A 23,264-nucleotide genomic window follows, 5' to 3' on the forward strand; every position below is an offset into this window, starting at 1 on the left:
CGGTCTCCTTCGAAGGTGATGTGGGTCACATCGCCGACGTTAGGAGTCAGGTGCGCAGCGAGAAAGCGTTGCAGAAGGTTGCAGCGGTCAGTCGATCGCGCACGGCACGGTGAAGCGGTAGGGCCGGCTCTCCAGCAGTCCGCCGACGCGGCGTCGCAGCCGGGAGATCTCGGCCCGCACCGACACGGCGCTGCCGACCCCGAGCACGGTTTGCAGTTGGGCGACGTCGAGTCCGCCCGGCGCGGCCGCGAGCGCTTCGACCAGCACCACCTGCTTCGGGGTGAGCGCGAACCGCGCGTTCGCGGCGTCCGATGGGTCTTGCGCCTCCCCCACCTCCAGGGTCGGACGCGGGTGCCGCACCAGCCGCAGCTGCGGCTGCGGCGACTGAGTCGGGTGCAATGCCCAGCCCGACCTGACCGGCACGCACTCGAAGGTGCCGAACGCGGGCAACCAGATCGCACCGGAAGCGAATCCCCTTGGCGCCCAGACGCGTTCGGGCGCATCGATACCGCGGGCCGCCGCGACCCAGCCGTACCTGTCGACGACCAGCGCGGCGCGCTCGTCTGCGCCGGCAAGGTCGCGCAGCGAGCGGCGGTGGCTCAACGTGAGTTCCGACTCGACGGCCCGGACGGCGCTGGTCACCAGCGAGAGGGTGTGCGGGTGGGCGCTCGCGAGCGGCCCGGACAGCGTGATCGCCCCGATGACCGCGGTCGAGGCGGGGTCGCGGATCGGTGCGCCGGTGCAGACCCAGCGGTGCTGGTCGGGGTTGGAGTGCTCCGCGCCGAACAACTGGATCGCTCGCCTCTCCGTCAGCGCGGTGCCGAGCGCATTGACGCCGACGAGGTCTTCGGTCCAGCGGGCACCCTCGACGAACCCCAGCCGTTCCGACTCGGCGCGCACCGGACGTGGCCCGTCGACCCACAGCACGACTCCGTCGGTGTCGCAGACGACCATCTCGTTGCTCGACTCGACGGCCGTGTCGAGCAGCAACTGACGCAGCGGCTCGACCGCAGCCGCGAGCACCACCGAGGCGTCCCGCCGCTCGCGCACCTGGTCGACAGCGAGCGTGCCGATGGAACGAGCGGCTCGGTGCTCGGGCTCGTGGCGCGCCCATGCCCGCGCCACCTCGGGGCGCAGGGCGTCAGGGACCAGCCGGCTGCGCTGCCATTGCTCGTGCAGGCGCGCAAGATCCGCGGCCTTGTGCCGCAGGTCGTCGAGAGCACGGACGGCTGGCGTCACCGGCAAGGTCGGGCTGCTCATCGGACTCCTGGGGTCGGACGTAGGCGACCAGTCTGACCTATAGAAATGTGATCTGCACCACTTGGTGGGCCCTGGGGTGAGGAGTCGCAATCAGCCCTTGCGCCGCCGCCGTGCGCGGAAGAAGTCGGTGAGCAACTGCGCGCACTCTGCCTCACGCACCCCGCCGGCCACGGTCAGCTTGTGCGGGGAGCGGTTGGTCGCCACGACGTCCCATGCACTACCGCAGGCGCCCGCCTTCGCATCCCATGCCCCGAAGATCACCCTCGGGATGCGGGCCTGCATCACCGCACCGGTGCACATCAGGCAGGGTTCGAGAGTGACGACAAGGGTGCAGTCGTCGAGGCGGTAGTTGCCGTGCGTCTCAGCAGCTGCACGGATCGCGACGATCTCGGCGTGTGAGAGCGGGTCGTTGATCGCGACCCGCGCGTTGCGTCCCGTGCCGATCACCACTCCGTCCGCATCGAGCACCACGGCCCCGACCGGCACGTCGTCAGTGGCGAGCGCGGCACGCGCCTCGTCGAGCGCGATCTGCATCCAGTCGTCGGCGGCGGCGATCACCCGTAGAGTCTGGTCCATGCGTGTTCTGGTCGCCAATCACCCGCTCATCGCCCACAAGCTCACCTACCTGCGGGACGTGCGCACCGACTCCCCCACGTTCCGGCGCCTGGCCGAGGAGCTGATGACGCTGCTGGCCTACGAGGCCACCAGGGACGTGCGGGTCGAGCCGTTCGAGATCAGCACCCCCGTCGCCCCCACCACCGGTATCAAGCTGTCATCGCCGAAGCCGCTGATCGTGCCCATCCTGCGTGCCGGCCTGGGCATGCTCGAAGGCATGGTGCGGCTGTTGCCGAGCGCCGAGGTCGGGTTCCTCGGCATGCAGCGCGACGAGCAGACACTCGAAGCGGTCACGTACGCCAACCGCCTTCCCGACGACCTGTCCGGCCGCCAGGTCTACGTGCTCGACCCGATGCTCGCCACCGGTGGTTCGCTGGCCATGGCCATCCGTTACCTGGCGGAGCGCGGCGCGGACGACGTCACCGCGGTTACGCTGCTGTGCGCGCCCGAAGGCATCGAGTTCATGGAGAGGGACCTCGCCGAACTCGAGATCCCGATCACGCTGGTCACCGGCTCGATCGACGAACGTCTCAACGAGCAGGGCTTCATCGTCCCGGGCTTGGGCGATGCGGGCGACCGTCTGTACGGCGTCGCCGACTGACCGGTCAGGTGAGCAGCGGCTCGTCGGCGTGCTCGGGAAGCCGTTCCATCGTCCGGATCGAGTGCACGGCGAGCGTCGACAGCGCGATGAGCGCGTAGAGCACGCCTGACGCGATCAGCAGCGGCTTGAGCGGGACGGCAGTGGCGAGGACGCCGAACACGAGCATCCCGATCGGCGTCGCGACGAACGAGCCGACCATGTCGTAGCTGACCACCCGCGACAGTACGGTCGGCGGAATGCGTTCTCCCAGAGCGACATCAACAGCAACGATTTGTTTGGGGGTTGTGAGAATCTGGTGATCCGGATCGCGAATGGACATCCGAGTCACGACTGGGAGCGCCGGCGGCACCCGTTGTGATCTGGATGTCCAGACGCCGCCCGGATGGCCAGATGCGGCAGATGGGTCAGACCCAGGGGTCGCCCCACCGCAGGTCGCGGGCCTGCTTGTACGCATCCCCCTGCTTCTTGGTGACGACCCGTCGACCGGTCTCGCCCGCGGCATCACAGACGGTCAGATCGACGAACCCCTTGCGCTTGCCCGGGTGCCGCAGCACGCGCGCACCGGACGGCGAAGCACCGCAGCGGACGGCGAACACGAACGAGAACTTCTCGTCCTCGTAGCTGAGATCGCCACCCTTGATCTGTCGGTGCATCGCCGAACGCTCGACCCGCGCGGCAAAGTGGCACCAATCAGGTTGCCGCACAGGGCATTCCCTCGACTGCGGACAAGGAGCCGCGATCGTCCAACCCGAATCGACGAGTTGTGCACGGGCGGCAAGGATCCGCTGATGTCCGTCCGGCGTGCCCGGCTCGATCAGGAACACCGCTTCGGACGCCGACGACCCCATCGCGTGGACCAGGGAAGCCCGCTGCGCCTCGCTCAGTTCCGAGAGCACGAACGACGCCATCACCAGGTCGGCGGCCGGTACGGCAGACCCGACCCTCCAGGTCTCGAAACGAGCATCGAACACGGACGAGGACAGTCGCTGCCCGCATTTCAACGCCGCGTCCACCTGGTCGAGCACGCGCACCGACGAGGGCTCGAACACCGACGCAGCCGCCCACGCCCCGGCGCCGGTGCCACCACCGAGGTCGACCACCGAGTCGATCCGGCCACCGAAGCACAACGAGGAAAGCGCGAGCGCCCGCTCACATGCGGCATACGTCGCGGGCATTCGATATGCCGCGTAGGCGGCCACATCCGCATCGGTCGCAAGGATCGGCGACGCGGCCGCGCCACCTCGTCGATAGCGCTCGGACAGCCGCACCGTCGCGGCCGCAAGTGCCGCACGGGGACGCCCGGCGAGCTCGTCCTCGAGAGCCGAACGCAACACCGGAGCCAGTGAGTTCACGAGTCGAAGCGTACGACCACCGGCACGGCGACACTCCCGGGCGATGACCACTCCAGTCACAGCCGTCACATCGCTGGCAGAATGAGCCGCGCAAATATGCTCGTCTTGAGCGGGCTGTCCCGCTCGCTCATCAACCGGAGGGTCCCATGGCGACCGAGAAGATCAAGAGGATCACCATCTGGGTGCTCTTCGCCTTCGTTCTCTATGCCATCTTCACCAGCCCTGACAAGTCCGCCGACATCGTCCGCAACATCTGGGACCTCCTGGCCTCCGGGGTCGAGAACATGGGCGACTTCTTCAAGGCCATCATCGGCAAGTAGCGTCATGCCACGGCGTCCCCTCGACGATCCGAGCAACACCCGATCCTCGTGGGGTGAACTGGTCGACCCGCGCGGCGCGCAGACGATGCGCCGCTTCCTGGTGCACGGCGAACGGATGGTCGTCGTCCACCGTCCGCACTGGGCATCGCTTGCCGGCACCGTCTTCTCGTTGCTCGCGGGCTTCGCGATCACGCTGTTCGTCGGGTTCACGGCACCGCCCTCGTTCGGGGTCGTCACGAACGCGATGTGGTACGTCCTGCTCGCGATGCTGGCCTACACGGTCATCACGGTCTGGCTCTGGACCCGCGACTGGTTCATGGCCACCGATCAGCGGCTGGTCTGGCGACGCGGCATTCTCAACCGCAAGACCGCGATGATGCCGCTGGCCAAGGTGACCGACATGTCGTTCAACCAGCCCGTCATCGGACGCATCCTCGGCTATGGCGAGTTCGTCATGGAGTCCGCGGGCCAGGAGCAGGCACTGCGCCTGATCACCTACATTCCGCACCCCGAGGCGTCCTATCGGGCGATCTGTGGCGAACTGTTCAGCCATCCGGACGAGGACGCGATGCCGGTGATGGTGCCGACCACGGACGCGTACGACGACCGCGCCGACGACACCGATCCGTTCCTGCCCCGTCCGTCCTCGACCCGCACCGCCACGAAGACCGCACCACCACGTCCGCCTGTGGGTGCGCGACCGGTCCCCCACGTCCCCGAGTCCGACGTCGCGTCCCGCCTCGGCACCTATGTCGACCGTTACCGCGACAAGGCACGCACTCCGATGCGCGAACGCCTGCTGCGCGGCCCGCAGGTCACCGAGCCCGCACCTGACCACGAGAACGCGTCCCAGATCGACACTCCCTTCCAGGGCGACAGTTGGTCGGTGAGCCACGAGGACGCGTCCCCGCCGCAACGCATCGACCGCCGCGACCACTGAGCACTCGACGCCTCGGCGCGCGTGCGAAACTTGGTCGCTGATCCGTCACCACCCAGGAGAACCACGCACATGGCCGTCCGTCCCATCACGATCATCGGGCACAAGGCGCTGCACCAGCCGACCAAGAAGGTCAAGGAAGTCACGGACGAGATCCGGACGCTGGTCGCCGACATGTTCGACACCATGGAGGCAGCCAACGGCGTCGGCCTGGCCGCCAACCAAGTGGGCGCCCGCCACCGCATCTTCGTCTTCGACTGCCCGTCCGAACGGGGCGAGGACGACAACTTCGTCGGCGTCGTGGTGAACCCCGTGCTGGAGAAGGGGGTCGTGCCGCCCGGAGAGCCGGACGAGGACGACGGCCTGGAGGGCTGCCTGTCCGTACCCGGCGAACACTTCCCCACCCCGCGAGCCGAGTGGGCCCGCGTCACCGGCACCGACCTGGACGGTAACCCGGTCTCCTACGAGGGCGAGGGACTGTTCGCACGCTGCCTGCAACACGAGACCGACCACCTCGACGGCAAGCTCTACCTCGAGCGCCTCACCCCGAGCCAGCGCGACCTGTCGCGCCAGGCCCGCAAGGAACGCGGTTGGGAAGCAGAGGGCGTCACCAAGTGGGACCCGGCCACCCAGAAGGCCGACGACGTCTGATCCCAAGTTCACCGTGCCGTTTTCCCGCCGAGGACGCCGGTGATTTGGTCGGGTTGAGGAGTGAAGGCTCCACAGATCACCCGAAGCAACGCACGCAGCGCCGGTAGGTGGGCGCTCGCGACGCTGTTGCTTGCCGCATTCGGGTACGTCGGTGGGGTCGGGATGACCAGCTTGTTCCCCACCACCGTCGAGACGAAGTTCTACTCTGCGGACGTCCGGATGGGGCTGGTGCCCGACTCCACGGTCCGCCTGCCGACCCTGCTGGGCGACGTGTCGGTCGGCTTCGACGGCCCCTTGCCTGCCCCGGGCATCATCGTCGACGCCCAGTTGCGCAAGGACGTCACCGAGGCCTTCGCCGGCCGGACACCGACGCCCGCACAGTTCCAGCCGAGCCCCGCAGAGCTGGACACTGCTGCCCGTGCCGGGCTCACCGGGGTGGCCTGGCGGTTCGTCCTCGGCCTCGCCCTCACCGCCGGAGCCCTGCTCGTTGCGCGGCGCGCCTGGCGGAACCCGCGCGCGAGTCTGGTCACGGCGGCCGGTGCGCTCGCGCTCTCGCTGGTCGCACCGGCCCTCGCCGGTTACGTGACCTACCACGAGCGCCACATCGGCGAGGTCCGCACCACGTCGCTGTTGAGCATGGCGCGCAACGACCTGTCGATCCTCACCGATCTGGAGAAGCGCACCTCCGAGTCCTCGCGGTACATCACCAGCGTGCTCGCCCTCTCGAGCGCCCTGCAGACCAAGTACGCGCCCCGCTCGACCGCTGCGCCGACCGCGCTGCGGGTGATGTTCGTGAGCGACATCCACGGCACGAACCAGTACGCATTGATGCGCGACATCATCCGATCCGAAAGAGTGGACGTCGTTGTCGACGCGGGAGACCTGATCAACTTCGGCAGTGTGCGCGAGGCCGAAGCCGCCGGCATCTTCCGGTCGATCGAGCGGCTCGGCGTGCCGTACCTGTTCGTCCGCGGCAACCACGACGCGACCAGCGCCACCGATACCGCGTTGCTGGACCGGATGAGCAAGGTGCCCAATGTGGTTACTCTGCAACCCAACTCACGCCTGTACACGAAGGTGACAATGGCCGGTGTGACATTCGGCGGCTTCAACGACCGGCGCTTCTACGGCGACGGCGACCCGAAGGACAAAAGCATCCACTCAGGTGCCCGCAAGCACTTTCTGAGCACGTGGAAAGACAACGAGGTCCCGGCCCCGGACGTCGTGGTGAGCCACGAGCCGGGCGCGGTCGAGGACGGGTTCGAGGACGACCAGTTGCTGATCTCCGGACACACCCACACCCCGCATCGTGACGGGAACTGGATGACCGTCGGCACGTTCACTGGCGGCGGGCTCTTCGGCGCCCGCCTTGCACAGGGCGCCGAGAAGGGCACCGAGGTACAGACCCAGGCGTACTCGTTCGACATCGCCGAGTTCGACACCGGCTGCTCCTTGACCACCATGCGCCGCTACACCTTCACCGGCATTCTGCAGGGCCGTCCCGAGTTGCAGTCGACCAACGTGTTGAGCGGGCGACAGTTCGTACCGGAAGCCGCAGACGATCGGCAGTGCGCAGGACCCGTCGAGCCGGTCACCGTGCCGGTACGCGGCGAGTAACAGACGGGTTCCTGTGTCAGGCGCCGCGTGGGCAGGTCTCCCCATCGCGGGAACGCCTGTTCACACGCCATCATCACACCAACGAACTTCGCTCGCGCAATCACGAAACAAGGGGAAATGCCATGCGTAACAACACCGCCCGCCGCCTGTCCAGCCTCGTCCTGATCGCGATTGTCGGCTTCGGCACCACTGCCTGCAACAGCGAGACCATGGGGTCCGGCCCGTCCGGCTCACCATCGTCCCCGTCGTCCTCGTCGGGGTCGTCGTCCTCGCCGGAGGGTTCGTCGGCGTCGTCGTCCGGGTCGAGCAACTCCAGCAGCACGTCCTCGCAGTCCACCGTGAAGTCGGGCAGCCTGAGCAAAGTCGCCGGCACCCCGTACGTGAAATCGATCAAGGTGAGCAACGGCCACGAGGGCATGTCGTACGCCAAGGACGGAACGGTCAAGTTCTTCGAGAGCAAGGACGGCACGTCGTGGAAGCAGGTCGGCTCCTCCAGGGCCCCCGAGTCGCACGAGCAGTCGACCCCGAAGATCGACGCCGCCGAACTCGGTGACTTCCACGCCGTCTTCGTCGTCAACAGCAGCCTTCCGGGCGTCGGTCACCGGTTCGCAGCCGGTTTCTCCAACGGCAGCGGAGTCTGGGGACCGCTCACCAAGGACGGCAACGATCTGGTGGTGAACACCAAGGGGTCGCAGGCCAACTGGGGTCCGATCGAGCTCGAGCTCTCCGACCAGGGCCTGATCGAGACGTCCTCGTGGGACAACGACGCTTCCACCGCGGAGCGCACCGCACACCCGATCGTCCGCGTCTGGAAGGCGAACGGTGAGGGCACGTTCATCCTCAAGAGCGACAACGTCTTCCGCGCCGAACCGGTGACGGTCGAGCCTGCGGAGCCGAAGAAGGGCGAGGAGAACACCGGAGACGGACGCTTCACCGCGCGCATCGTGTCGGTCGACGGGAACAAGGTCACCTTCAAGCCGCAGGTCGACAACTGCGACCCCGAGCCGGAAGTGCCGTGTGGCCCCGAGGACGGCGCCGCGCGCTCCGCGACCCTTGCCCCGGACGCCCGCGCGTCGATCCTGGTCGGCGTCAACGAGAACATCAGCGCTCCCCAGTGGGTGTGGACGCAGAGCGTGCACGGTGCACCGAACCTGTCGAACTACCGTGAGGGATCGTCCTACGTCGTCCCTTCGAAGTACACCGCCGCCGAGCAGACGTACACCGCGATCCTGCAGGTCAAGGACGGCCGCATCGTCGCCGCCGACAGCGTCAGCCCGGGTAACTGAGTGCGGGCTCGTCCGGCTCGGAACCGTCCGCCGGTTGCGGGCCGGACGGGCGCCCGGCTTCACCGATCAGAGCGTGACGTACACATCGTGCCCTCGATTTCTCATCGATCGAGGTGAGCAGGTAGAGTGTGACGTCGTTGCCAGTGATGGCAGCAAGCACCCGTAGCTCAACGGATAGAGCATCTGACTACGGATCAGAAGGTTTGGGGTTCGAATCCCTACGGGTGCACAGGTAATACCAAGAATCTGTGTTGAGACAGAGGATTCCAAGCCCCGACCGGCGGATGCGCCGGTCGGGGCTTCCTCGTTCTGACCTACTGGGCGGGTGCCCCAGTCTCCGCGACGTCGAGACCGCCCTCGGCGAAGCGTGACCGTAGTGCCTTCTTGTCGTACTTGCCGACGCTCGTCTTGGGCACCTCGTCGATGATCGCCCAGCGCTCGGGCACCTGCCACCGCGCGACGCGTCCGGACAGAAAATCGCGCAACTGCTCCATCTCCACCGATTCGCCGTCCTTGATGACGACAGCGGCCAACGGACGTTCGCCCCACTTGTCGTCCGGCACACCGATGACGGACGCCTCGAGCACGGCCGGGTGCGCCATCAGATGGTTCTCCAGGTCGACCGAGCTGATCCACTCGCCGCCGGACTTGATGACGTCCTTGGCGCGGTCGCTCAGCAGGATGTAACCGTCGTAGGTCATCGAACCCACGTCACCCGTGCGCAGCCAGCCGTCGTCGAACTTGCTTGCCATATCGGCCAATTCGCCTTCGGCTTCGCTGCCGTTGCTGTAGTACGAGCCGGTGATCCACGGACCGCGGACCTCTACCTCGCCGACCGATTCCCCGTCCCACGGCTGCACCGAACCGTCCGGCCCCATGATGCGGGCTTCGACCCCGCCCATGATCCGGCCCTGCGAGGCGCGGTACTTCCAGTACTCGTCGCCGCCTTCCTCGAGACGACCGGGAGGGAACGCCAGGCTCGCCACCGGCGAGGTCTCCGTCATACCCCAGCCCTGGATGATCTCCACGTCGTAGCGCTCGAAGGCCTTCATCAAAGCCGGCGGGCAGGCCGCGCCGCCGGACATCAGCATGCGGCAACTCGACATGTCACCACCCTTGGCGTCCAGGTGCTGCAGCAGTCCGTTCCAGATGGTCGGCACGCCCGCACCGACGGTCACCTGCCACTTCTCGATCATCTGAGCTAGCGGTTCGGGTTGCAGGAAGCGGTCGGGCATGAGCAGGTTGTCGCCCGCGAGCATCGCGGTGTACGGGTAGCCCCACGCATTGGCATGGAACAGCGGCACGACGACGAGCGCGGTGTCGGACGGCGTGAGCGCGAGCGTCAGGCAGCAACTCATCGCGTGGATGTAGTTCGAGCGGTGCGAATAGGCGACGCCCTTGGGGTTTCCGGTGGTGCCGGAGGTGTAACACATGGACGAGGCGTCGTTCTCGTCGACGTCCTTGGGCCACTCGAACTCGTCCGACCGACCGGCCAGCAACTCGTTCCAGTCGTGCACTGCCTCGACGTGAGCAGGCGCCCCCAGGGCCTCACGGACGGCGTCGTCGACCGGTCCGTTGACGATGACGTGCCGGATCTTGGGCAGGTGCTCCAGCAGCTTGCTGAACGGCTCGGCGAGGGTGTTGTCGACGACGACGACCTCGCTGCCGCCGTGGTTGGCCGTGTAGATCAGTTGCTCGGGGAACAGTCGGATGTTGAGGGGGTGCAGCACCGCCCCCATCGACGGGACGGCCAGGTAGGCGACGAGGTGCTCGGCGTTGTTCCACATGAAGGTCGCGACGCGGTTGTCACCGTCGATACCCATGCCCCGCAACGCATTCGCGAGCTGTCGACACTGTCGTCCGATCTCGCTGTACGTGACCTCCCGTCCCCTTCCGGCGTCCAGGTGATGCATCTGCTCTCGGCGTGCACCGTGGTTCCGTACTCCAGCAGGGACGAGATCAACAGGGGCGGCGACTGCATGGTGCTCTTCATGGACAGAGCCTGCCATTTCCGGGCGCGATGATGTGGCGTGAATCACAGCAAGCCGCCTCCGACTTTGCGAAAGTGGTCGTTGTGTCCCACATGCCGAGAGCCACCGACCTGACCAGTGACAAGCAGATCGGTCTGCTCAGCGGTGTCGACTTCTGGCACACGCGTCCGCTGCCCGTTCATGACCTGCCTCCCGCGACCCTGTCGGACGGTCCCCTCGGCATCCGGCTGCAGCGCGAGTCGGCCGATCATCTCGGAGTCGGCAACAGCCACCCGGCCACCTGTTTTCCCTCTGCCGTCACGTTGGCCTCCAGTTGGGACCTCGACCTTGCACGGGAGGTGGCTGTCGCGTTGGGTGCCGAGGCGAGCCAACTCGGTGTGGACGTCGTGCTCGGCCCAGGGCTGAACATCAAGCGAAACCCGTTGGGCGGCAGGAACTTCGAGTACTTCTCCGAGGATCCGTTCATCAGCGGACGTTTCGCTGCGGCGGTTGTCGATGGTCTGCAGAGCGTCGGTGTGGGCGCCTGCCTGAAGCACTACGCGGTCAACAATCAGGAGTACTACCGCTTCGTGGTCGACGCGGTCGTCGACGAGCGCACGCTGCGTGAGATCTACCTGTCCGGCTTCGAGTACGCCGTCAAACGGGGCAAGCCATGGACGGTGATGGCGTCGTACAACTCGGTCGACGGTGAACTTGCCTCCCAGAATCACCGACTACTCACCCAGATCCTGCGCGACGAGTGGGGCTTCGACGGAGTGGTGATGAGCGACTGGGGTGCGGTGTACGAGCGTGACGTCGGCATCACCGCCGGTATGGATCTGGAGATGCCCGGCGGACATTCCTTGTCGGACAACGACATTCAGGATGCTCTGGCCTCCGGACAGCTCACCGATCGACAGGTCGAGACGTCCGCACAGCGCGTCCTCGACCTGCTCGCACGAGTGCAGGGCAACGAGGTCGGCTCGGTCGAACCCGATCACGACGAACTGTGTCGGCGGGCCGCGGCGGCCGGCGCGGTCCTGCTCCGCAATGACGACACCCTTCCCCTCGATCGCCGGGCATCGATCGCGCTGATCGGTGGGCTGGCCGAGGTTCCGCGGTTCCAGGGCGCAGGCAGTTCACTGGTCAATCCCACCCGAGTGACGACGGTGCGGGACGCGTTCGCCGACGCCGGCGTCGAGGTCACCTATGCCGAGGGCTACGACCCGGCGACGTCCACGAGCAGCGCCGCTCAGCTCGACGAAGCAGCGCGAATCGCAGCGTCTGCCGATGTCGCCGTCGTGATGGTCGGGTTGCCCCCGGCCTACGAATCGGAGGGCTTCGATCGCGACACGCTGTCGCTCCCTGCGGCGCACGACGAACTGGTTTCGGCTGTTGCACAGGCCAATCCGCGCACCGTCGTGGTTCTGTCGAACGGCGCACCCGTCACGATGCCGTGGCGCGACGAGGTGGCGGCGATCGTCGAGGGTTACCTCGGCGGGCAGGCATCCGGCGCCGCCGTCGTCGACGTGCTGCTCGGTGATGCCGAACCCGGCGGGCGCCTGGCAGAGACCTTCCCCGAACGTCTCGAGGACGTCGCGAGCACGCCGTGGTTTCCCGGACGCCCACGCCAGGTCGAGTACCGCGAAGGGCTCTTCGTCGGGTACCGGCACCACGTGTCCGGCGGTCCGGCACCGGCGTTCCCGTTCGGCCACGGACTCGGCTACACGACCTTCGACTGGTCCGATCCCCAGTTGTCCTCACCGTCGATCCGCCGTGGCCAGGTCCTGACTGTGAGCATCACGGTGACCAACACCGGTACGCGTGCGGGAAGCGAGGTCGTGCAGATCTACCGTCGTGACCTCACCGGCGTCGTCCTGCGTCCGGAACGCGAGCTGGCCGGCTTCGCCAAGGTGCATCTCGAAGTCGGCGGTTCACGACGGGTGGACGTCGAGGTGCCTGCCCGAAGCTTCGAGTTCTGGGACGTCCGTACGGACGAATGGCGCTGTCCCACCGGACGATTCGAACTCGTCGCAGCGCGATCGAGTGCAGATCCCGGCCTCACGCTCTCGCTGCAGGTCGACGGTGACGCCACCGACAGTGCCGATCCACCGTCCGGGCCCGCCCTCGCTGCGAGCGACGTCGATTTCGCCGCGCGGCTCGGTCGCTCCATCCCGGCACCGCGTCCGACACGTCCGTTCGACCGCGACTCCACCTTCGCCGAGATCGCCACGACCCCGGCCGGACGCGCCTTCCGGGCGATCTGCTGGCGCGCGACGATCGCCGGCACCGAGCTCAGCGATGCCGACCGTCCCATGGTCGAACGCAACTTCGCCGAGTTGCCGCTGCGCGCGGCGGCACGCTTCGGCGACGGCAAACTCAGTTGGCGGACGATCGACCTCGTCCTGCGCCTTTGCAACCTCGGCCGACGCTGACCGATTCGTCGTTTCCCGGCCGCCGCTGAGACCATCGTCCGTCGGCCTGAGCGAAGGGAGCACCCATGGGCATCTCATGGACGCTGTTCGTCGTTCTCGGACTCGTGATCGGCCTCGGCGCGTTCGTGCAACGGGTCGCCGGGTTCGGTCTCGCGGTCGTCGCGGCACCCTTCGTCGTCATGGCAGCTCCCGACCTGATGCCGGCGTCGTTGTTGATCACCGTCCTGCCGCTACCGCTCCTGGAGGCGGTGCGCGGACGAGCTCATGTGCTGTGGCGGTCCTGCAGCTGGGCACTGCTCGGACGCCTGGCCACGATGCCGCTCGGCGTCTGGTTGGTGTCGGTCGCGTCGACCTCGGTGATCTCGCTCGTGGTCGCCGCGATGGTGCTGGCTGCGGTTGCGGGCTCGTTCACCCGGATCCATGTGCAACCGACGCCCGCCCTGTCGGGGCTCGCCGGCCTGGTCACCGGCGTCTCGGCCACAGCCGCATCGATCGGCGGACCCTTCTACGGCCTGGTGCTGCAGGAGCAGAAGCCGCAGCAGGTGCGCTCCACGCTCGCCCCGTTCTTCCTCATCGGTGCACTGGCCTCGCTGGCCGGACTGGGCGTCGGCGGCCAGGTGCCGCGTGAGGCGCTGATCGCAGGCGTCGCCTGGATGCCGTTCATGGTGCTCGGTTCGGTGCTCGCGCAGCCGCTGCGTCACCGCATCGACCCGACCCGGTTCAAGCAGCTGATGCTGATGCTGGCCACCGTCGCTGCGGTGGCCGTGATCGTCCGGGTCGCCCTGACCGTCTGAGTGTCAGACCATCCGCGTCGCGGACTGCGTCTGACACTCAGACAACGATCAGCGCAGCTGGGTCAGCATCGAGGGGTCATCGGTCGGCAGGTCGGGCTCGGCGATCGCGGTGACCTGCATCTGACCGAGCTCCACCTGACCGGCAGCAACCGTCATGAACGCGGTGTCGCTCGCGTCCCGGCCGGTCGCGATACGCAGCAGTGAGGTACGCGGCGCCATCGAGGTCGCGTCGACGACCTGCCACTTGCCGTCGATCAACGCTTCGGCGACCGCGTGGAAGTCCATCGGGCTGAGCCCCGGCGCGTAGACGCTCACCAGCCGGGCAGGCACGTTCAGCCCACGCAGCATCGCGATCACCAGGTGCGCGAAATCGCGACAGACCCCCTGCCTGGACAGGTAGGTCTGGATGGATCCGTCGGTCGGACGACTGGAACCGCTGACGTACTGCAGGCTCTGATTCACCCACACCGCAACGGAATCCAGCAGGTCCTTGCCCTGCTTATCCCCGAACGTCGCATGGGCAACGGGAGCGAGAGTGTCGGAGTCGACATAACGGCTCGGACGCAGGAACACGACCTCGTCCAGGAGCGTCACGTCCGGCTCGGGAGCCTGTTCGTCGACCGTGCATCGATAGTCGAGGACGAGAGCGCCCGCCGGGGTTTGCCGGCACCGGTGCAGCCGCGTCATCCCGTCGACGATCTCTTCCATCTCGATCTTCGTGCCGTCGACGGTGACCGTGAGCTCCTCCTCGGCTCGCGGTACGACCTCGGACACCGCCACCGACCAGGTGATGTCGGCGGTGGCGGAAACAGTGGCTTCGACATGGGCGGAAACAACGCGGCGCATCCGTCCATCCTGTCGGCGGAACGAGCAGCACAGGGCTTGCGGCGCCGCGTTGTTTCCGTGTTGCTCCGCTCGGCTCACATCTGGAGAATCTGGTGCAGCTCTACGACCTTGCCCCCGACGATCTTCACCACCGCGTGAGTGGGAGTGGTCAGCCGGTCGATCACATTCGGCAGCACATAGGGCGACCCGGTGAAGTCCTTGCCGTTCATCGGTTCGGAGAGCATGAGCAGCCAGGCCCAGGACGGCGCGGTCACCATCGTGGCACCCGCCCCTTCTGCGAACAGGCGAGCGCGTGCGTTGGCACGAGCACCCCGATCAGGCCATGGGTAGACCTACCCGCCCGACCCGACCGCGATGCGCACGATCTCCTCGTTCACCGCGTACCCTTCGCGCTCGTAAAGCCGACGAGCATCCGCGTTGTGACCGAAGACGTTGAGCCACAGCGTCTCTCGTCCGATGAACCGCATCTCGGCAGCCGCACCGCGCAGGATGTGGGTGCCGTAGCCCTTCCGCTGGTGCGCAGGGTCCACCGCGATGTCGTAGATGAAGCCGTGGTCGGGTCGTTCCTGGACCCACAGCAGCCCGACTTCCTGCGTCGGATCGGCCGCGTCGAAGGCCGACCAGAGCCGATGACCGGGCGACTGCAGACCCTGCGGCAGCAGGCGCTTGTGTTCCTCGAACGAAGCCAGCCGCGCGGCTTCGATCGTTTCGAAACCGCCGGCATCGAAGATGGAGTGGGCGTAATGCTCGATGCCGTCGCCGATGAACCGTTCGAAACGGTCCTCGGTCATCGGACGCAGTTCGATCGTGCCGTCCGGCACGTCGTTCACCCGGATGCTCATCTTGGTCGCGACCAGCTCCGCCCCGGCCAGCTTCACTGCTGCACCGACGGCGTCACCGCGGTCCAACGCTCGAACTCGGCAGCGGTCATGGGCTCGGTCAGCAATTCCATGCAAGGACTGTCCCACGGCCCGCCCGGTTCGCACCGCAGCCGGAGGAACAACTGGAGCGCCAACCGCTGTTGACTGGAGAAGGACGACGAACTCGACCGAAGGAGCAACGATGTCCGAGCAGAAGACGAGGACCGAGCGCGATTCGATGGGCGAGGTCGAAGTACCCGTCAACGCGAAATGGCGCGCACAGACCCAACGCGCTGTCGAGAACTTCCCCATCTCCGGGCGTCCGATCGAACCGTCCCTCATCCACGCGCTGGCCTCGATCAAGGGCGCGTCCGCGAGAGCGCGCGCCGCCAGTGGAGCCCTCGACTCCGTTGTGGCACAGGCGATCTCGGACGCTGCCGCAGAAGTATCGGACGGCACCTGGGACGACGAGTTCCCGATCGACGTCTTCCAGACCGGCTCGGGCACGTCCAGCAACATGAACGCCAACGAGGTCATCGCGACCCTCGCTGCCGACACGCTCGGCAAGGACGTCCACCCCAACGATGCAGTGAACGACCCGTTCTCCTCCAACGACCAGTTCCCCGCGGCGATGCACATCGCCGCCACCGCCGGCGTGAAGAACGAGCTCATCCCTGCTCTTGAGGTCTTCGCAAAGTCTTTGCGCACCAAGGAGACCGAGTTCGCCGACTTGGTGAAGTCCGGGCGTACCCACCTGATGGACGCCACCCCGGTGACCCTCGGGCAGGAGTTCGGCGGATACGCCGCGCAGGTCGAGTACGTCATCTCCCGCCTGAGCGAGGTGCTGCCCCGCGTCGGCGAACTTCCCCTCGGCGGCTCCGCCGTGGGCACCGGCATCAACGTGCCCACCGGGCTGGCCAAGACGGTGATCGACGATCTCGCGAAGTCGCTCGACCTGCCGCTGACCGAGGCGGGTAACCACTTCGCTGCCCAGTCCAGCCGCGACTCGCTGGTCGACCTGTCGGGCCTGCTGCGCACCTGCGCGGTCGCGTTCACCAAGATCGCGAACGACATCCGGTGGATGGGCTCCGGGCCGACCGCCGGTCTGGCGGAGATTCACCTGCCCGATCTGCAGCCCGGCAGCTCGATCATGCCGGGCAAGGTGAACCCGGTGCTGTGCGAGGCGATGCTGCAGGTGAGTGCGCAGGTCATCGGCAACGACACAGCCGTAGCGTTCGGGGCCAGCGCCGGCACCTTCGAACTCAACGTGATGCTGCCCGTGATCGCGCGTAATGTACTGGAGTCGATCCAGTTGTTGGCCAACGTTTCTCGGGTCTTCGCAGAGCGTTGTGTCGATGGGATCGAGCCGGACGCCGACCGCATGCGCCGGTACGCAGAGTCGTCCCCGTCGATCGTCACCGCGCTCAACCACCAGCTCGGTTACGACGAAGCCGCAAGCATCGCCAAGCAGGCCCTGAAGGAGGGCAAGACCATCCGCGAGGTCGTCATCGAACGCGACCACGTCGCCGACGGCACACTGACCGAGCAGCAGCTCGACGAAGCCCTCGACGTGCTCGCCATGGCCTACCCGCACGGACGTGAATGATCCGACCTTTCGGGGCTAGTGTTTCGGCCATGCCCGTCTGGCGCGGACGCCCGGTCACCGTCCCGAAATCACCCGCACGCAACCTGTTCACCTACGACGGTCCGGCTGCGTCGTTCGAGCCTGCGCGCGATGAGCAAGACCGTCCCGCAGAGGCCACGGTGGTCGAGCGTGCGATCTACTGCAACGGTCGCAAATTGGAGAACCCCGCGACGATCTCCGAGACCATCCACCGGTTGTCGCACAAGCCCGATCCGTCCGAGCGGCCGATGGCCTGGATCGGCTTGGCCCACCCCAGCGCCGATCACGTGCAGCAGGTCGCGCGCATCTTCGACCTGCACCCGCTGGCGGTGGAGGACGCGATCGTCGCCCACCAGCGTCCGAAGCTCGAGCGCTACGACGACACGTTGTTCGTGGTGCTCCGTTCGGCCAGCTACGACGACGACACCGAGACCGTGGACTTCGGCGAGATCCACCTGTTCATCGGACCCGACTTCGTCATCACCGTGCGGCACAGCGCCGACCCCAAGCTCGGTCCGGTGCGCAAACGGCTGGAAGCCGAGCCCGACCTGCTCGCGCTCGGCCCCGAAGCCGTGCTGTACGGCGTGCTCGACCACATCGTCGACGGTTACGCTCCCGTGCTCGTAGGCCTCGAGAACGACATCGACGAGATCGAGACGCAGGTGTTCGAGTCCGATCCGAGCGTCTCGCGCCGCATCTACGAACTCAGCCAGGAGGTCATGGAGTTGCAGCGTGCGGTGAAGCCCTTGCAACGCATCCTCGACGCGCTCGACAAGGGTGTCGAGAAATACGGCACCGACCCCGAACTCCAGCGCTCACTACGCGACGTCGCCGACCACGCCACCAGTGTCGCCGAGCGGGTCGACGGCTTCCGGCAGTCGCTCGCCGACATCCTCACCCTCAACGCCACCCTCGTCGCACAGACCCAGAATGAGGAGATGAAGCGGCTTGCCGAGGTGGCGAACAACCAGGCGGACGAGGTGAAGAAGGCCTCGTCGTGGGCGGCCATCCTGTTCACCCCTACTGTCGTCGCCGGCATCTACGGCATGAATTTCGAGAAGATGCCCGAACTCTCCTGGTGGTTCGGCTACCCGTTCGCGTTGTTCTTGATGTTCGCTGTCAGCACCACGATGTGGGTCATCTTCCGTCGCAAGAACTGGCTCTGACCCACCTCACTGCTGTTCGGTCACCGAAGCTGGTTCCGACGCACGTAGTCCTCACTGATCGAGGATGCCGTAGAGAGCAGTCTGGGCAGGTGGTGCTCGAGCAACCTGTCCACCGAAGTCTGGCCGGCATGAGCGTTGACGTTCAGAGCCGCCACGACACGCCCCGTCGCATCGCGCAGAGGCGCGGCCACGGAACGGATGCCCACTGCGAGGTCTTGATCGGTCATGCACCACCCCTTGGCGCGAGTATCCGCAAGTTCCCGTCCCAGTTGGGCCCGGTCGACCTCCCGGCGGGCGACCACCCCCGATCGGCTCGGCTGGTCGAGCACCGCGTCCAGCTCCTCAGGGCTCAGGTCGGCGAGCAGCACCTTTCGTGTCGTGGGCGTCGCCGAGCGCCTGAATCACCTCCAGGCCTCTGGCCAAGGCTTCGATGAAGTCGGGACCGCTGCCACGCTTTCCCATTGCTACCTCCGAGTGTGCGTCGGTTCACGCGACCATGCTGCTGGCCGACCTCGGCGCGACTGTGATCAAGGTCGAGGGGCCCTCCGGAGACGACACCCGGACCTGGATGCCGCCCACCAGGGGCGAGATCTCGACGTACGACGCGCTGCCATTCCTCGATCTCGAGATCGGCAAGTGGTGCGGACGCGAAGATGCCTGCGTTGTTGAACGCGTAGTCGAGTCCGCCGAAGGTTGCCACGGCGTACTCGACGGCGCTGCGCAGCGAGCGACGCCTACGCGGAACATCGACCCGGTAGAAGCGCGACTTACGCATTACCGCGAGCACCCCCTGGCGGGAGTGAGACCGGCTTGACATGGTTAGGTAACGCTTAGTTAGGTATGCCTGACCTAATCCGCCGCTCTTGGGCCGCCGCTCTCAAATCATGAAGTGGGGTCCAGCAACCGGAAGGAATTCGCGTGACCACTCTGCTCGACCGCATCGAACAGCGCGCCGTCTCTGCGTACACCGCCGTCACGATGGCGCAGATGCCCGACCGCACCGACCTTCGGCAGTGGCCCATGACCGTCCGCTCGATCACTGAGGTCGCCGACCATGTGCGTCGGTTCACGTTCGTGGCCAAGGAGTTCAGCGGCTACGCCAGCAACGGCCCCGACGAGTACTTCGGGTTGCTCATCCCCACCGACGGTCGGCTGACGATGCCAGATCCGAACGAGGCCAACGTACGGCGCGCAGTGCATGCGATGAATCCGGTCGAACGCCCCGAACTTCGGTGGTACACCTTGCGGGCGGTGCGCCCCGACCTCGGCGAGGCCGATGTCGACATCGTGTTGCACGGCGACGCCGGTCCCGGCACTGCCTGGGCGTCGCGAGCGCGCGTCGGTGACCGCCTGGGCTTCCGCCAGGGCACCGCGCTCTACCTGCCCCAGCACGACGGCCACGAACTGCTGGTCGCCGACGAAACCGGCGCACCGGCCCTGGCCGCGATCATCGACCAGCACCCGGACAAGCCGCGCACGATCATCGTCGAGGTGCCGGACACCGATCACCTGTCGCCGCTACCGGTCGACATCGACGCGCACATCGTCATTCGCGGCGATCGCGCGCCCGGCGAAGCCGTGCTGGAGGTGCTGCCCGGTCTGCAGTGGCCCGCCCTCGGCTATGCGTGGATCTGCGGGGAGCGCGCCCTCGCGACCGGCACCCGCAAACACCTCGTCGGCGAGCGCGGTGTGCACCGCAGGAAGGTCATGTTCTCCTCCTTCTGGCAGCTCGGCCAAGCCCGCGTCTGAACCACAACCCGCCCGAAATCTCTTATCCGACAAGGAAATTCCTCGCATGCAGAAGATCGCACTTCCCATCGCGCTGCTGGCAACGGGCTTGCTCGCAGCCTGCTCGACCGGGCCGACCGGTGGCGCCGACAGCCAAACCGCGGGCACCCAGGCGGCCGGCGCCACAACGACCACCGACAGCGGCGACTTCCCGGTGACTGTGAAGACCGCGCTCGGTTCCGCCACCATCACCAAGGCGCCGCAGCGAGTGGTGACCCTCGGCTGGAGCGACCAGGACGTCGCGGTCTCGCTCGGCGTCGCGCCGGTCGGCGCGCCGGAAGTCACCTGGGGTGGCAACGCCGGCAAGTCGACCGATTGGTACGACGCCGCGCTGGCGAAGATCGGCGGAAAGCAGCCCACCCGCTACAGCGACGCCGACGGCACCCCGTTCGACAAGGTCGCCGCGCTCAAGCCTGACCTGATCCTCGCGACGAACTCCGGCATCACCAAAGACGACTACGCGAAGCTGTCGAAGATCGCGCCTGTCGTCGCCTACCCCGACCAGCCCTGGGGCACCTCGTGGCAGCAGTCGCTCGACCTCGTCGGCAAGGCGTTCGGCAAGTCCACCGAGGCCGCGAAGCTGAAGACCGACACCGAGAACTCGATCAAGACCGCCGTCGCGAAGTACCCCGCAATCAAGGGCAAGTCGGCGGCGTGGGCCTGGTTCACACCGACCGACCTGTCGAAGGTGAGCTTCTACACCAGCATCGACAACCGTCCGCGCATGCTCGAGGCGTTCGGTATGACGACGCCGAGCTTCGTCACCAAGCTGTCGGCCGGCAAGCCCAACCTGTTCAGCGTCGATGTCTCCGCCGAGAACGCCTCGACCGCCGACGCCGACGTGCTGGTCTTCTACGTCGACAACGCAGCGCAGACCAAGCAGATCACCGGCAACGCGCTGCTGTCGAAAATCCCTGCGCTGCAACGTGGTTCGTACGTCGCCAGCTCCGACAACGTCGCGGCCATGCCGATGTCCAGCCCCACCCCGCTGAGCATCCCGACCGCACTCGAGAAGTTCCTGCCGCAGCTTGCTGCGGCTGCCGCCAAGGCGCAGTGAGCACTCTCGTCTCCACCCGACCCGCGTCCGGCCGACCCACAACCGGACGCGGGTCGCGCCGGCGCGCCGGCGTCGGCTTCGCGATCGCGACGGCGACCTTGGGCGTCGCCTGCGCGCTCTCCCTCGCCATCGGCTCCAGCAGCAGCCTCGGCATGCTCGACGCTTTGCACGCGTTCTTCACCGGCACCGGTGACGCGGCCGCCGTCGTCGATGCACGCGCCACCCGCACCCTCGTCGCCGTCGTCGTCGGGGCGTCGGTCGCCGTGTCGGGTGCCGCGCTGCAGGGGCTCACCCGCAACCCGCTGGCCGACCCGGGACTGCTCGGTGTCAACGCCGGCGCTTCACTGGCCGTCGTCATCGGCCTGACCGCCGGCTTCGCCGGCAACCAACTGTCGTTCGTGCTCCTTGCCCTGCTCGGCGGCGCTCTCGCGGCGTTCGCCGTCTATGCGATCGCCTCCGCGGCCTACGGTGGCGCTGGCCCGATCACGCTGGCACTGACCGGCGCCGCGGTCACCGCCGGCTGCTCGAGCATCACCGCCGCGCTGCTCATGCGCGACCAGGGGGCGCTTGAGGTCTACCGTTTCTGGCAGGTGGGCTCCGTCGGCGGACGCGAGTCGGCGAACCTGCTCCTCACCCTCCCCTTCCTCGCCGTCGGCGCACTGATCGTGATCGCCTCGGCGCGCACTCTCAACGCGCTCGCACTCGGCGACGACCTCGCCCGCGCCCTCGGCCGGCGGGTCGCGCTGGTGCGCATCACCGTCGCCGCCGGAGCCGTGCTGCTCGCCTGCACGGCCACCTCGATCGCCGGACCGATCGCCTTCGTCGGGCTCGTCGTGCCCCACGTCGTGCGCGGCTTCGCTGGGCCCGACCACACCCGCTTGCTGCCGCTGTGCGCCCTGGGCGGCGCCGTGATGCTGACCCTCGCCGACGTCATCGGACGCGTCGTGGCCCGCCCAGGCGAGCTTCCGGCCGGCATCCTCACCGCACTGGTGGGGGTGCCCGCGCTGATCGTGTTGCTGCGCCGCAAGGTGGTCACCCTGTGACTGCCGCAACCTGCGCCACCCCTGCCCTGAAGGCGGTAGCCGCCGCGCGCACCCGCGTCCGCCGCAGGTTGTCGGTCGCGCTCGTAACCGCGGCCTTCGCACTGCTCGGACTGCTCGCCGCGCGCGTGCTGCTCGGCGACTACACCGTGACGATCCCCGACTTCTTCCGCATCGTGACCGGCACCGACATCCCGGTGGCCGGTTTCATGGTGATGGAGTCCAAACTCCCGGCCGCGCTCGCAGGAGCTCTTGCAGGGGTCGCCTTCGGCGCGGCCGGGTCGATCTTCCAGACGATGTTGCGCAACCCGCTGGCCAGCCCCGATGTGCTCGGCGTCTCGCTGGGAGCAAGCGCAGGGGCGCTGGGTTCGTCGGTGCTGCTGGGCTGGTCGGGCACACCGATGTCGCTCGCCGCGCTCGTCGGCAGCCTCGTCGTCGCGCTGCTGATCCACCTCGTCGGCGGCCGCGGCGCGACCGCCTCGCACCGGATGATCCTCATCGGGCTCGGCATCAGCGCGGCGCTGCAGTCGCTGATCCAGTGGCTGCTCATGCGCTCCAACATCCATCAGGCACAGGACGCGATGGTGTGGCTGACCGGGTCGCTCAACTCCCCCGGGTGGAGCGGAATCGCCCGGCTGGCAGTTGTATTGGCCATCGGCCTGCCGGTGGCCGCCGTACTCGCCCGGCCGCTGCGACTGATCGAACTCGGCGCCGAAGCGGCCACTGCACTCGGCGCTGCGGCTGACCGCACCCGACTCGCGCTCATGGCCGTCGCGGTCCTCATCACCGCCACCGCGGCCTCCGTCACCGGCCCCATCGCGTTCGTCAGCCTGCTCGCGGGGCCCACCGCGCGCCGCCTCAACGGCGGCCGCCCCTCGATCCCGTTGTCGGCACTCATCGGAGCCTGCATCGTCGTTGCCGCCGACTACCTCACGAAGTACGTCGTGCCCGGCAGCCTCCCGGTCGGTGTGCTCACCGGCGTCGCTGGCGCGCCTTTCCTGCTGCTCCTGTTGATCCACCGCCCCACCCTCGCGAGGAAGTAACG

General features: G+C 67.3%; 23 protein-coding genes, 1 tRNA gene and 1 pseudogene. 16 read left to right on the top strand and 9 right to left on the bottom strand.

The genetic code is table 11. From position 1 onward, the window contains the following. Positions 1-87: 87 nt before the first annotated feature. Together MF407_RS13085 and tadA are read right to left on the bottom strand one after the other, a co-directional pair. The gene (locus MF407_RS13085) at positions 88-1,260 is read right to left on the bottom strand and encodes a GAF domain-containing protein (protein ID WP_129624243.1); all 1,173 of its coding nucleotides are present in this window, start codon (positions 1,258-1,260) and stop codon (positions 88-90) included. Positions 1,261-1,350: 90 nt separating this feature from the next. Then, positions 1,351-1,836, bottom strand: a complete 486-nt coding sequence (tadA, locus tag MF407_RS13090; RefSeq protein WP_239702542.1) for a tRNA adenosine(34) deaminase TadA — start codon at positions 1,834-1,836, stop codon at positions 1,351-1,353. On the opposite strand from tadA, the gene upp reads away from it, so the two are divergent. Continuing rightward, a complete protein-coding gene (gene upp / locus MF407_RS13095; protein ID WP_239702543.1) occupies positions 1,835-2,476 on the top strand; it encodes a uracil phosphoribosyltransferase in 642 nt (213 codons plus the stop codon). The genes tadA and upp overlap by 2 nt on opposite strands. Positions 2,477-2,480: 4 nt before the next feature. Here the strand turns inward: upp and MF407_RS13100 are convergent, their stop codons facing one another. Next, positions 2,481-2,795, bottom strand: coding sequence for a hypothetical protein (locus tag MF407_RS13100; protein WP_239702544.1), 315 nt, complete (start codon positions 2,793-2,795; stop codon positions 2,481-2,483). Positions 2,796-2,880: 85 nt separating this feature from the next. Next, complete coding sequence (locus MF407_RS13105; protein WP_129624246.1) at positions 2,881-3,828, bottom strand: small ribosomal subunit Rsm22 family protein; 948 nt, start codon at positions 3,826-3,828, stop codon at positions 2,881-2,883. Between the two features lie 146 nt (positions 3,829-3,974). Between MF407_RS13105 and MF407_RS13110 the strand changes: the two genes are divergently transcribed. The 6 genes from MF407_RS13110 to MF407_RS13135 all read left to right on the top strand — a co-directional run bounded on the left by MF407_RS13110 (position 3,975) and on the right by MF407_RS13135 (position 8,868). Then, complete coding sequence (locus MF407_RS13110; RefSeq protein WP_168990104.1) at positions 3,975-4,148, top strand: hypothetical protein; 174 nt, start codon at positions 3,975-3,977, stop codon at positions 4,146-4,148. Between the two features lie 4 nt (positions 4,149-4,152). Then, entirely contained in the window at positions 4,153-5,088 is a 936-nt protein-coding gene (locus MF407_RS13115; RefSeq protein WP_239702545.1) for a PH domain-containing protein, read from the top strand. A gap of 69 nt (positions 5,089-5,157) precedes the next feature. Then, positions 5,158-5,736: a peptide deformylase gene (gene def / locus MF407_RS13120; protein WP_129624248.1), complete on the top strand. Its 579-nt coding sequence runs from the start codon at positions 5,158-5,160 to the stop codon at positions 5,734-5,736. Between the two features lie 60 nt (positions 5,737-5,796). Then, positions 5,797-7,353 (top strand): metallophosphoesterase, encoded by a 1,557-nt coding sequence (locus MF407_RS15950; RefSeq protein ID WP_239702546.1) that lies wholly within the window; start codon positions 5,797-5,799, stop codon positions 7,351-7,353. A gap of 122 nt (positions 7,354-7,475) precedes the next feature. Then, on the top strand, positions 7,476-8,639 hold the full coding sequence (locus MF407_RS13130; RefSeq protein WP_239702547.1) for a hypothetical protein: 1,164 nt from the start codon (positions 7,476-7,478) through the stop codon (positions 8,637-8,639). 156 nt (positions 8,640-8,795) lie between these two features. After that, positions 8,796-8,868 (top strand) — tRNA-Arg (locus tag MF407_RS13135). Between the two features lie 85 nt (positions 8,869-8,953). On the opposite strand, the gene MF407_RS13140 is transcribed toward MF407_RS13135, so the two are convergent. After that, positions 8,954-10,648 carry a long-chain fatty acid--CoA ligase gene (locus tag MF407_RS13140; RefSeq protein WP_345770869.1) on the bottom strand — a complete coding sequence of 565 codons (1,695 nt, stop codon included), beginning with the start codon at positions 10,646-10,648 and terminating at the stop codon, positions 8,954-8,956. A 74-nt stretch (positions 10,649-10,722) separates the two neighbouring features. On the opposite strand from MF407_RS13140, the gene MF407_RS13145 reads away from it, so the two are divergent. Further along, positions 10,723-13,044: a glycoside hydrolase family 3 C-terminal domain-containing protein gene (locus MF407_RS13145; RefSeq protein ID WP_239702549.1), complete on the top strand. Its 2,322-nt coding sequence runs from the start codon at positions 10,723-10,725 to the stop codon at positions 13,042-13,044. A gap of 65 nt (positions 13,045-13,109) precedes the next feature. Then, on the top strand, positions 13,110-13,838 hold the full coding sequence (locus MF407_RS13150) for a sulfite exporter TauE/SafE family protein (protein WP_239702550.1): 729 nt from the start codon (positions 13,110-13,112) through the stop codon (positions 13,836-13,838). A 48-nt stretch (positions 13,839-13,886) separates the two neighbouring features. On the opposite strand, the gene MF407_RS13155 is transcribed toward MF407_RS13150, so the two are convergent. The 3 genes from MF407_RS13155 to MF407_RS13165 form a co-directional block, all read right to left on the bottom strand. Continuing rightward, entirely contained in the window at positions 13,887-14,684 is a 798-nt protein-coding gene (locus tag MF407_RS13155) for a transglutaminase family protein (RefSeq protein WP_239702551.1), read from the bottom strand. A gap of 74 nt (positions 14,685-14,758) precedes the next feature. Further along, positions 14,759-14,941 (bottom strand): hypothetical protein, encoded by a 183-nt coding sequence (locus MF407_RS13160; protein WP_239702552.1) that lies wholly within the window; start codon positions 14,939-14,941, stop codon positions 14,759-14,761. Positions 14,942-15,016: 75 nt separating this feature from the next. After that, complete coding sequence (locus tag MF407_RS13165) at positions 15,017-15,592, bottom strand: GNAT family N-acetyltransferase (RefSeq protein ID WP_239702553.1); 576 nt, start codon at positions 15,590-15,592, stop codon at positions 15,017-15,019. A gap of 154 nt (positions 15,593-15,746) precedes the next feature. Here MF407_RS13165 and MF407_RS13170 point away from each other — a divergent pair, with 154 nt between their 5' ends. Next, on the top strand, positions 15,747-17,150 hold the full coding sequence (locus MF407_RS13170; RefSeq protein ID WP_239702554.1) for a class II fumarate hydratase: 1,404 nt from the start codon (positions 15,747-15,749) through the stop codon (positions 17,148-17,150). A 29-nt stretch (positions 17,151-17,179) separates the two neighbouring features. Next, entirely contained in the window at positions 17,180-18,334 is a 1,155-nt protein-coding gene (gene corA / locus MF407_RS13175) for a magnesium/cobalt transporter CorA (RefSeq protein ID WP_141927457.1), read from the top strand. A gap of 20 nt (positions 18,335-18,354) precedes the next feature. Here corA and MF407_RS13180 read toward each other — a convergent pair whose 3' ends face one another. Then, positions 18,355-18,702 carry an IclR family transcriptional regulator C-terminal domain-containing protein gene (locus MF407_RS13180; protein WP_141927456.1) on the bottom strand — a complete coding sequence of 116 codons (348 nt, stop codon included), beginning with the start codon at positions 18,700-18,702 and terminating at the stop codon, positions 18,355-18,357. Positions 18,703-18,821: 119 nt separating this feature from the next. Between MF407_RS13180 and MF407_RS15680 the strand changes: the two are divergent. The 5 genes and pseudogenes from MF407_RS15680 to MF407_RS13205 all read left to right on the top strand — a co-directional run. Beyond that, positions 18,822-19,148: pseudogene (locus MF407_RS15680) on the top strand (CoA transferase); the annotation flags it as partial. Positions 19,149-19,252: 104 nt separating this feature from the next. Then, positions 19,253-20,083: a siderophore-interacting protein gene (locus MF407_RS13190; protein ID WP_141927454.1), complete on the top strand. Its 831-nt coding sequence runs from the start codon at positions 19,253-19,255 to the stop codon at positions 20,081-20,083. 46 nt (positions 20,084-20,129) lie between these two features. Then, on the top strand, positions 20,130-21,179 hold the full coding sequence (locus MF407_RS13195; protein WP_239702555.1) for an iron-siderophore ABC transporter substrate-binding protein: 1,050 nt from the start codon (positions 20,130-20,132) through the stop codon (positions 21,177-21,179). Continuing rightward, complete coding sequence (locus MF407_RS13200) at positions 21,176-22,222, top strand: iron ABC transporter permease (RefSeq protein ID WP_239702556.1); 1,047 nt, start codon at positions 21,176-21,178, stop codon at positions 22,220-22,222. Before MF407_RS13195 ends, MF407_RS13200 begins: the two co-directional genes overlap by 4 nt. After that, positions 22,219-23,262 carry an iron ABC transporter permease gene (locus tag MF407_RS13205; protein WP_239702557.1) on the top strand — a complete coding sequence of 348 codons (1,044 nt, stop codon included), beginning with the start codon at positions 22,219-22,221 and terminating at the stop codon, positions 23,260-23,262. Before MF407_RS13200 ends, MF407_RS13205 begins: the two co-directional genes overlap by 4 nt. The last annotated feature ends 2 nt before the right edge of the window (positions 23,263-23,264 follow it).

The organism is Yimella sp. NH-Cas1 (assembly GCF_022359705.1).
Taxonomy (GTDB): domain Bacteria; phylum Actinomycetota; class Actinomycetes; order Actinomycetales; family Dermatophilaceae; genus Yimella; species Yimella lutea.

Bases quoted from the DNA above. Each gene is read 5' to 3' on its own strand.
- MF407_RS13085 (WP_129624243.1), bottom strand. From the start codon at position 1,260: ATGAGCAGCCCGACCTTGCCGGTGACGCCAGCCGTCCGTGCTCTCGAC.
- upp (WP_239702543.1), top strand. From the start codon at position 1,835: ATGCGTGTTCTGGTCGCCAATCACCCGCTCATCGCCCACAAGCTCACC.
- tadA (WP_239702542.1), bottom strand. From the start codon at position 1,836: ATGGACCAGACTCTACGGGTGATCGCCGCCGCCGACGACTGGATGCAG.
- MF407_RS13100 (WP_239702544.1), bottom strand. From the start codon at position 2,795: ATGTCCATTCGCGATCCGGATCACCAGATTCTCACAACCCCCAAACAA.
- MF407_RS13110 (WP_168990104.1), top strand. From the start codon at position 3,975: ATGGCGACCGAGAAGATCAAGAGGATCACCATCTGGGTGCTCTTCGCC.
- MF407_RS13115 (WP_239702545.1), top strand. From the start codon at position 4,153: ATGCCACGGCGTCCCCTCGACGATCCGAGCAACACCCGATCCTCGTGG.
- def (WP_129624248.1), top strand. From the start codon at position 5,158: ATGGCCGTCCGTCCCATCACGATCATCGGGCACAAGGCGCTGCACCAG.
- MF407_RS13130 (WP_239702547.1), top strand. From the start codon at position 7,476: ATGCGTAACAACACCGCCCGCCGCCTGTCCAGCCTCGTCCTGATCGCG.
- MF407_RS13140 (WP_345770869.1), bottom strand. From the start codon at position 10,648: ATGGCAGGCTCTGTCCATGAAGAGCACCATGCAGTCGCCGCCCCTGTT.
- MF407_RS13145 (WP_239702549.1), top strand. From the start codon at position 10,723: ATGCCGAGAGCCACCGACCTGACCAGTGACAAGCAGATCGGTCTGCTC.
- MF407_RS13150 (WP_239702550.1), top strand. From the start codon at position 13,110: ATGGGCATCTCATGGACGCTGTTCGTCGTTCTCGGACTCGTGATCGGC.
- MF407_RS13155 (WP_239702551.1), bottom strand. From the start codon at position 14,684: ATGCGCCGCGTTGTTTCCGCCCATGTCGAAGCCACTGTTTCCGCCACC.
- MF407_RS13160 (WP_239702552.1), bottom strand. From the start codon at position 14,941: ATGGTGACCGCGCCGTCCTGGGCCTGGCTGCTCATGCTCTCCGAACCG.
- MF407_RS13170 (WP_239702554.1), top strand. From the start codon at position 15,747: ATGTCCGAGCAGAAGACGAGGACCGAGCGCGATTCGATGGGCGAGGTC.
- corA (WP_141927457.1), top strand. From the start codon at position 17,180: ATGCCCGTCTGGCGCGGACGCCCGGTCACCGTCCCGAAATCACCCGCA.
- MF407_RS13195 (WP_239702555.1), top strand. From the start codon at position 20,130: ATGCAGAAGATCGCACTTCCCATCGCGCTGCTGGCAACGGGCTTGCTC.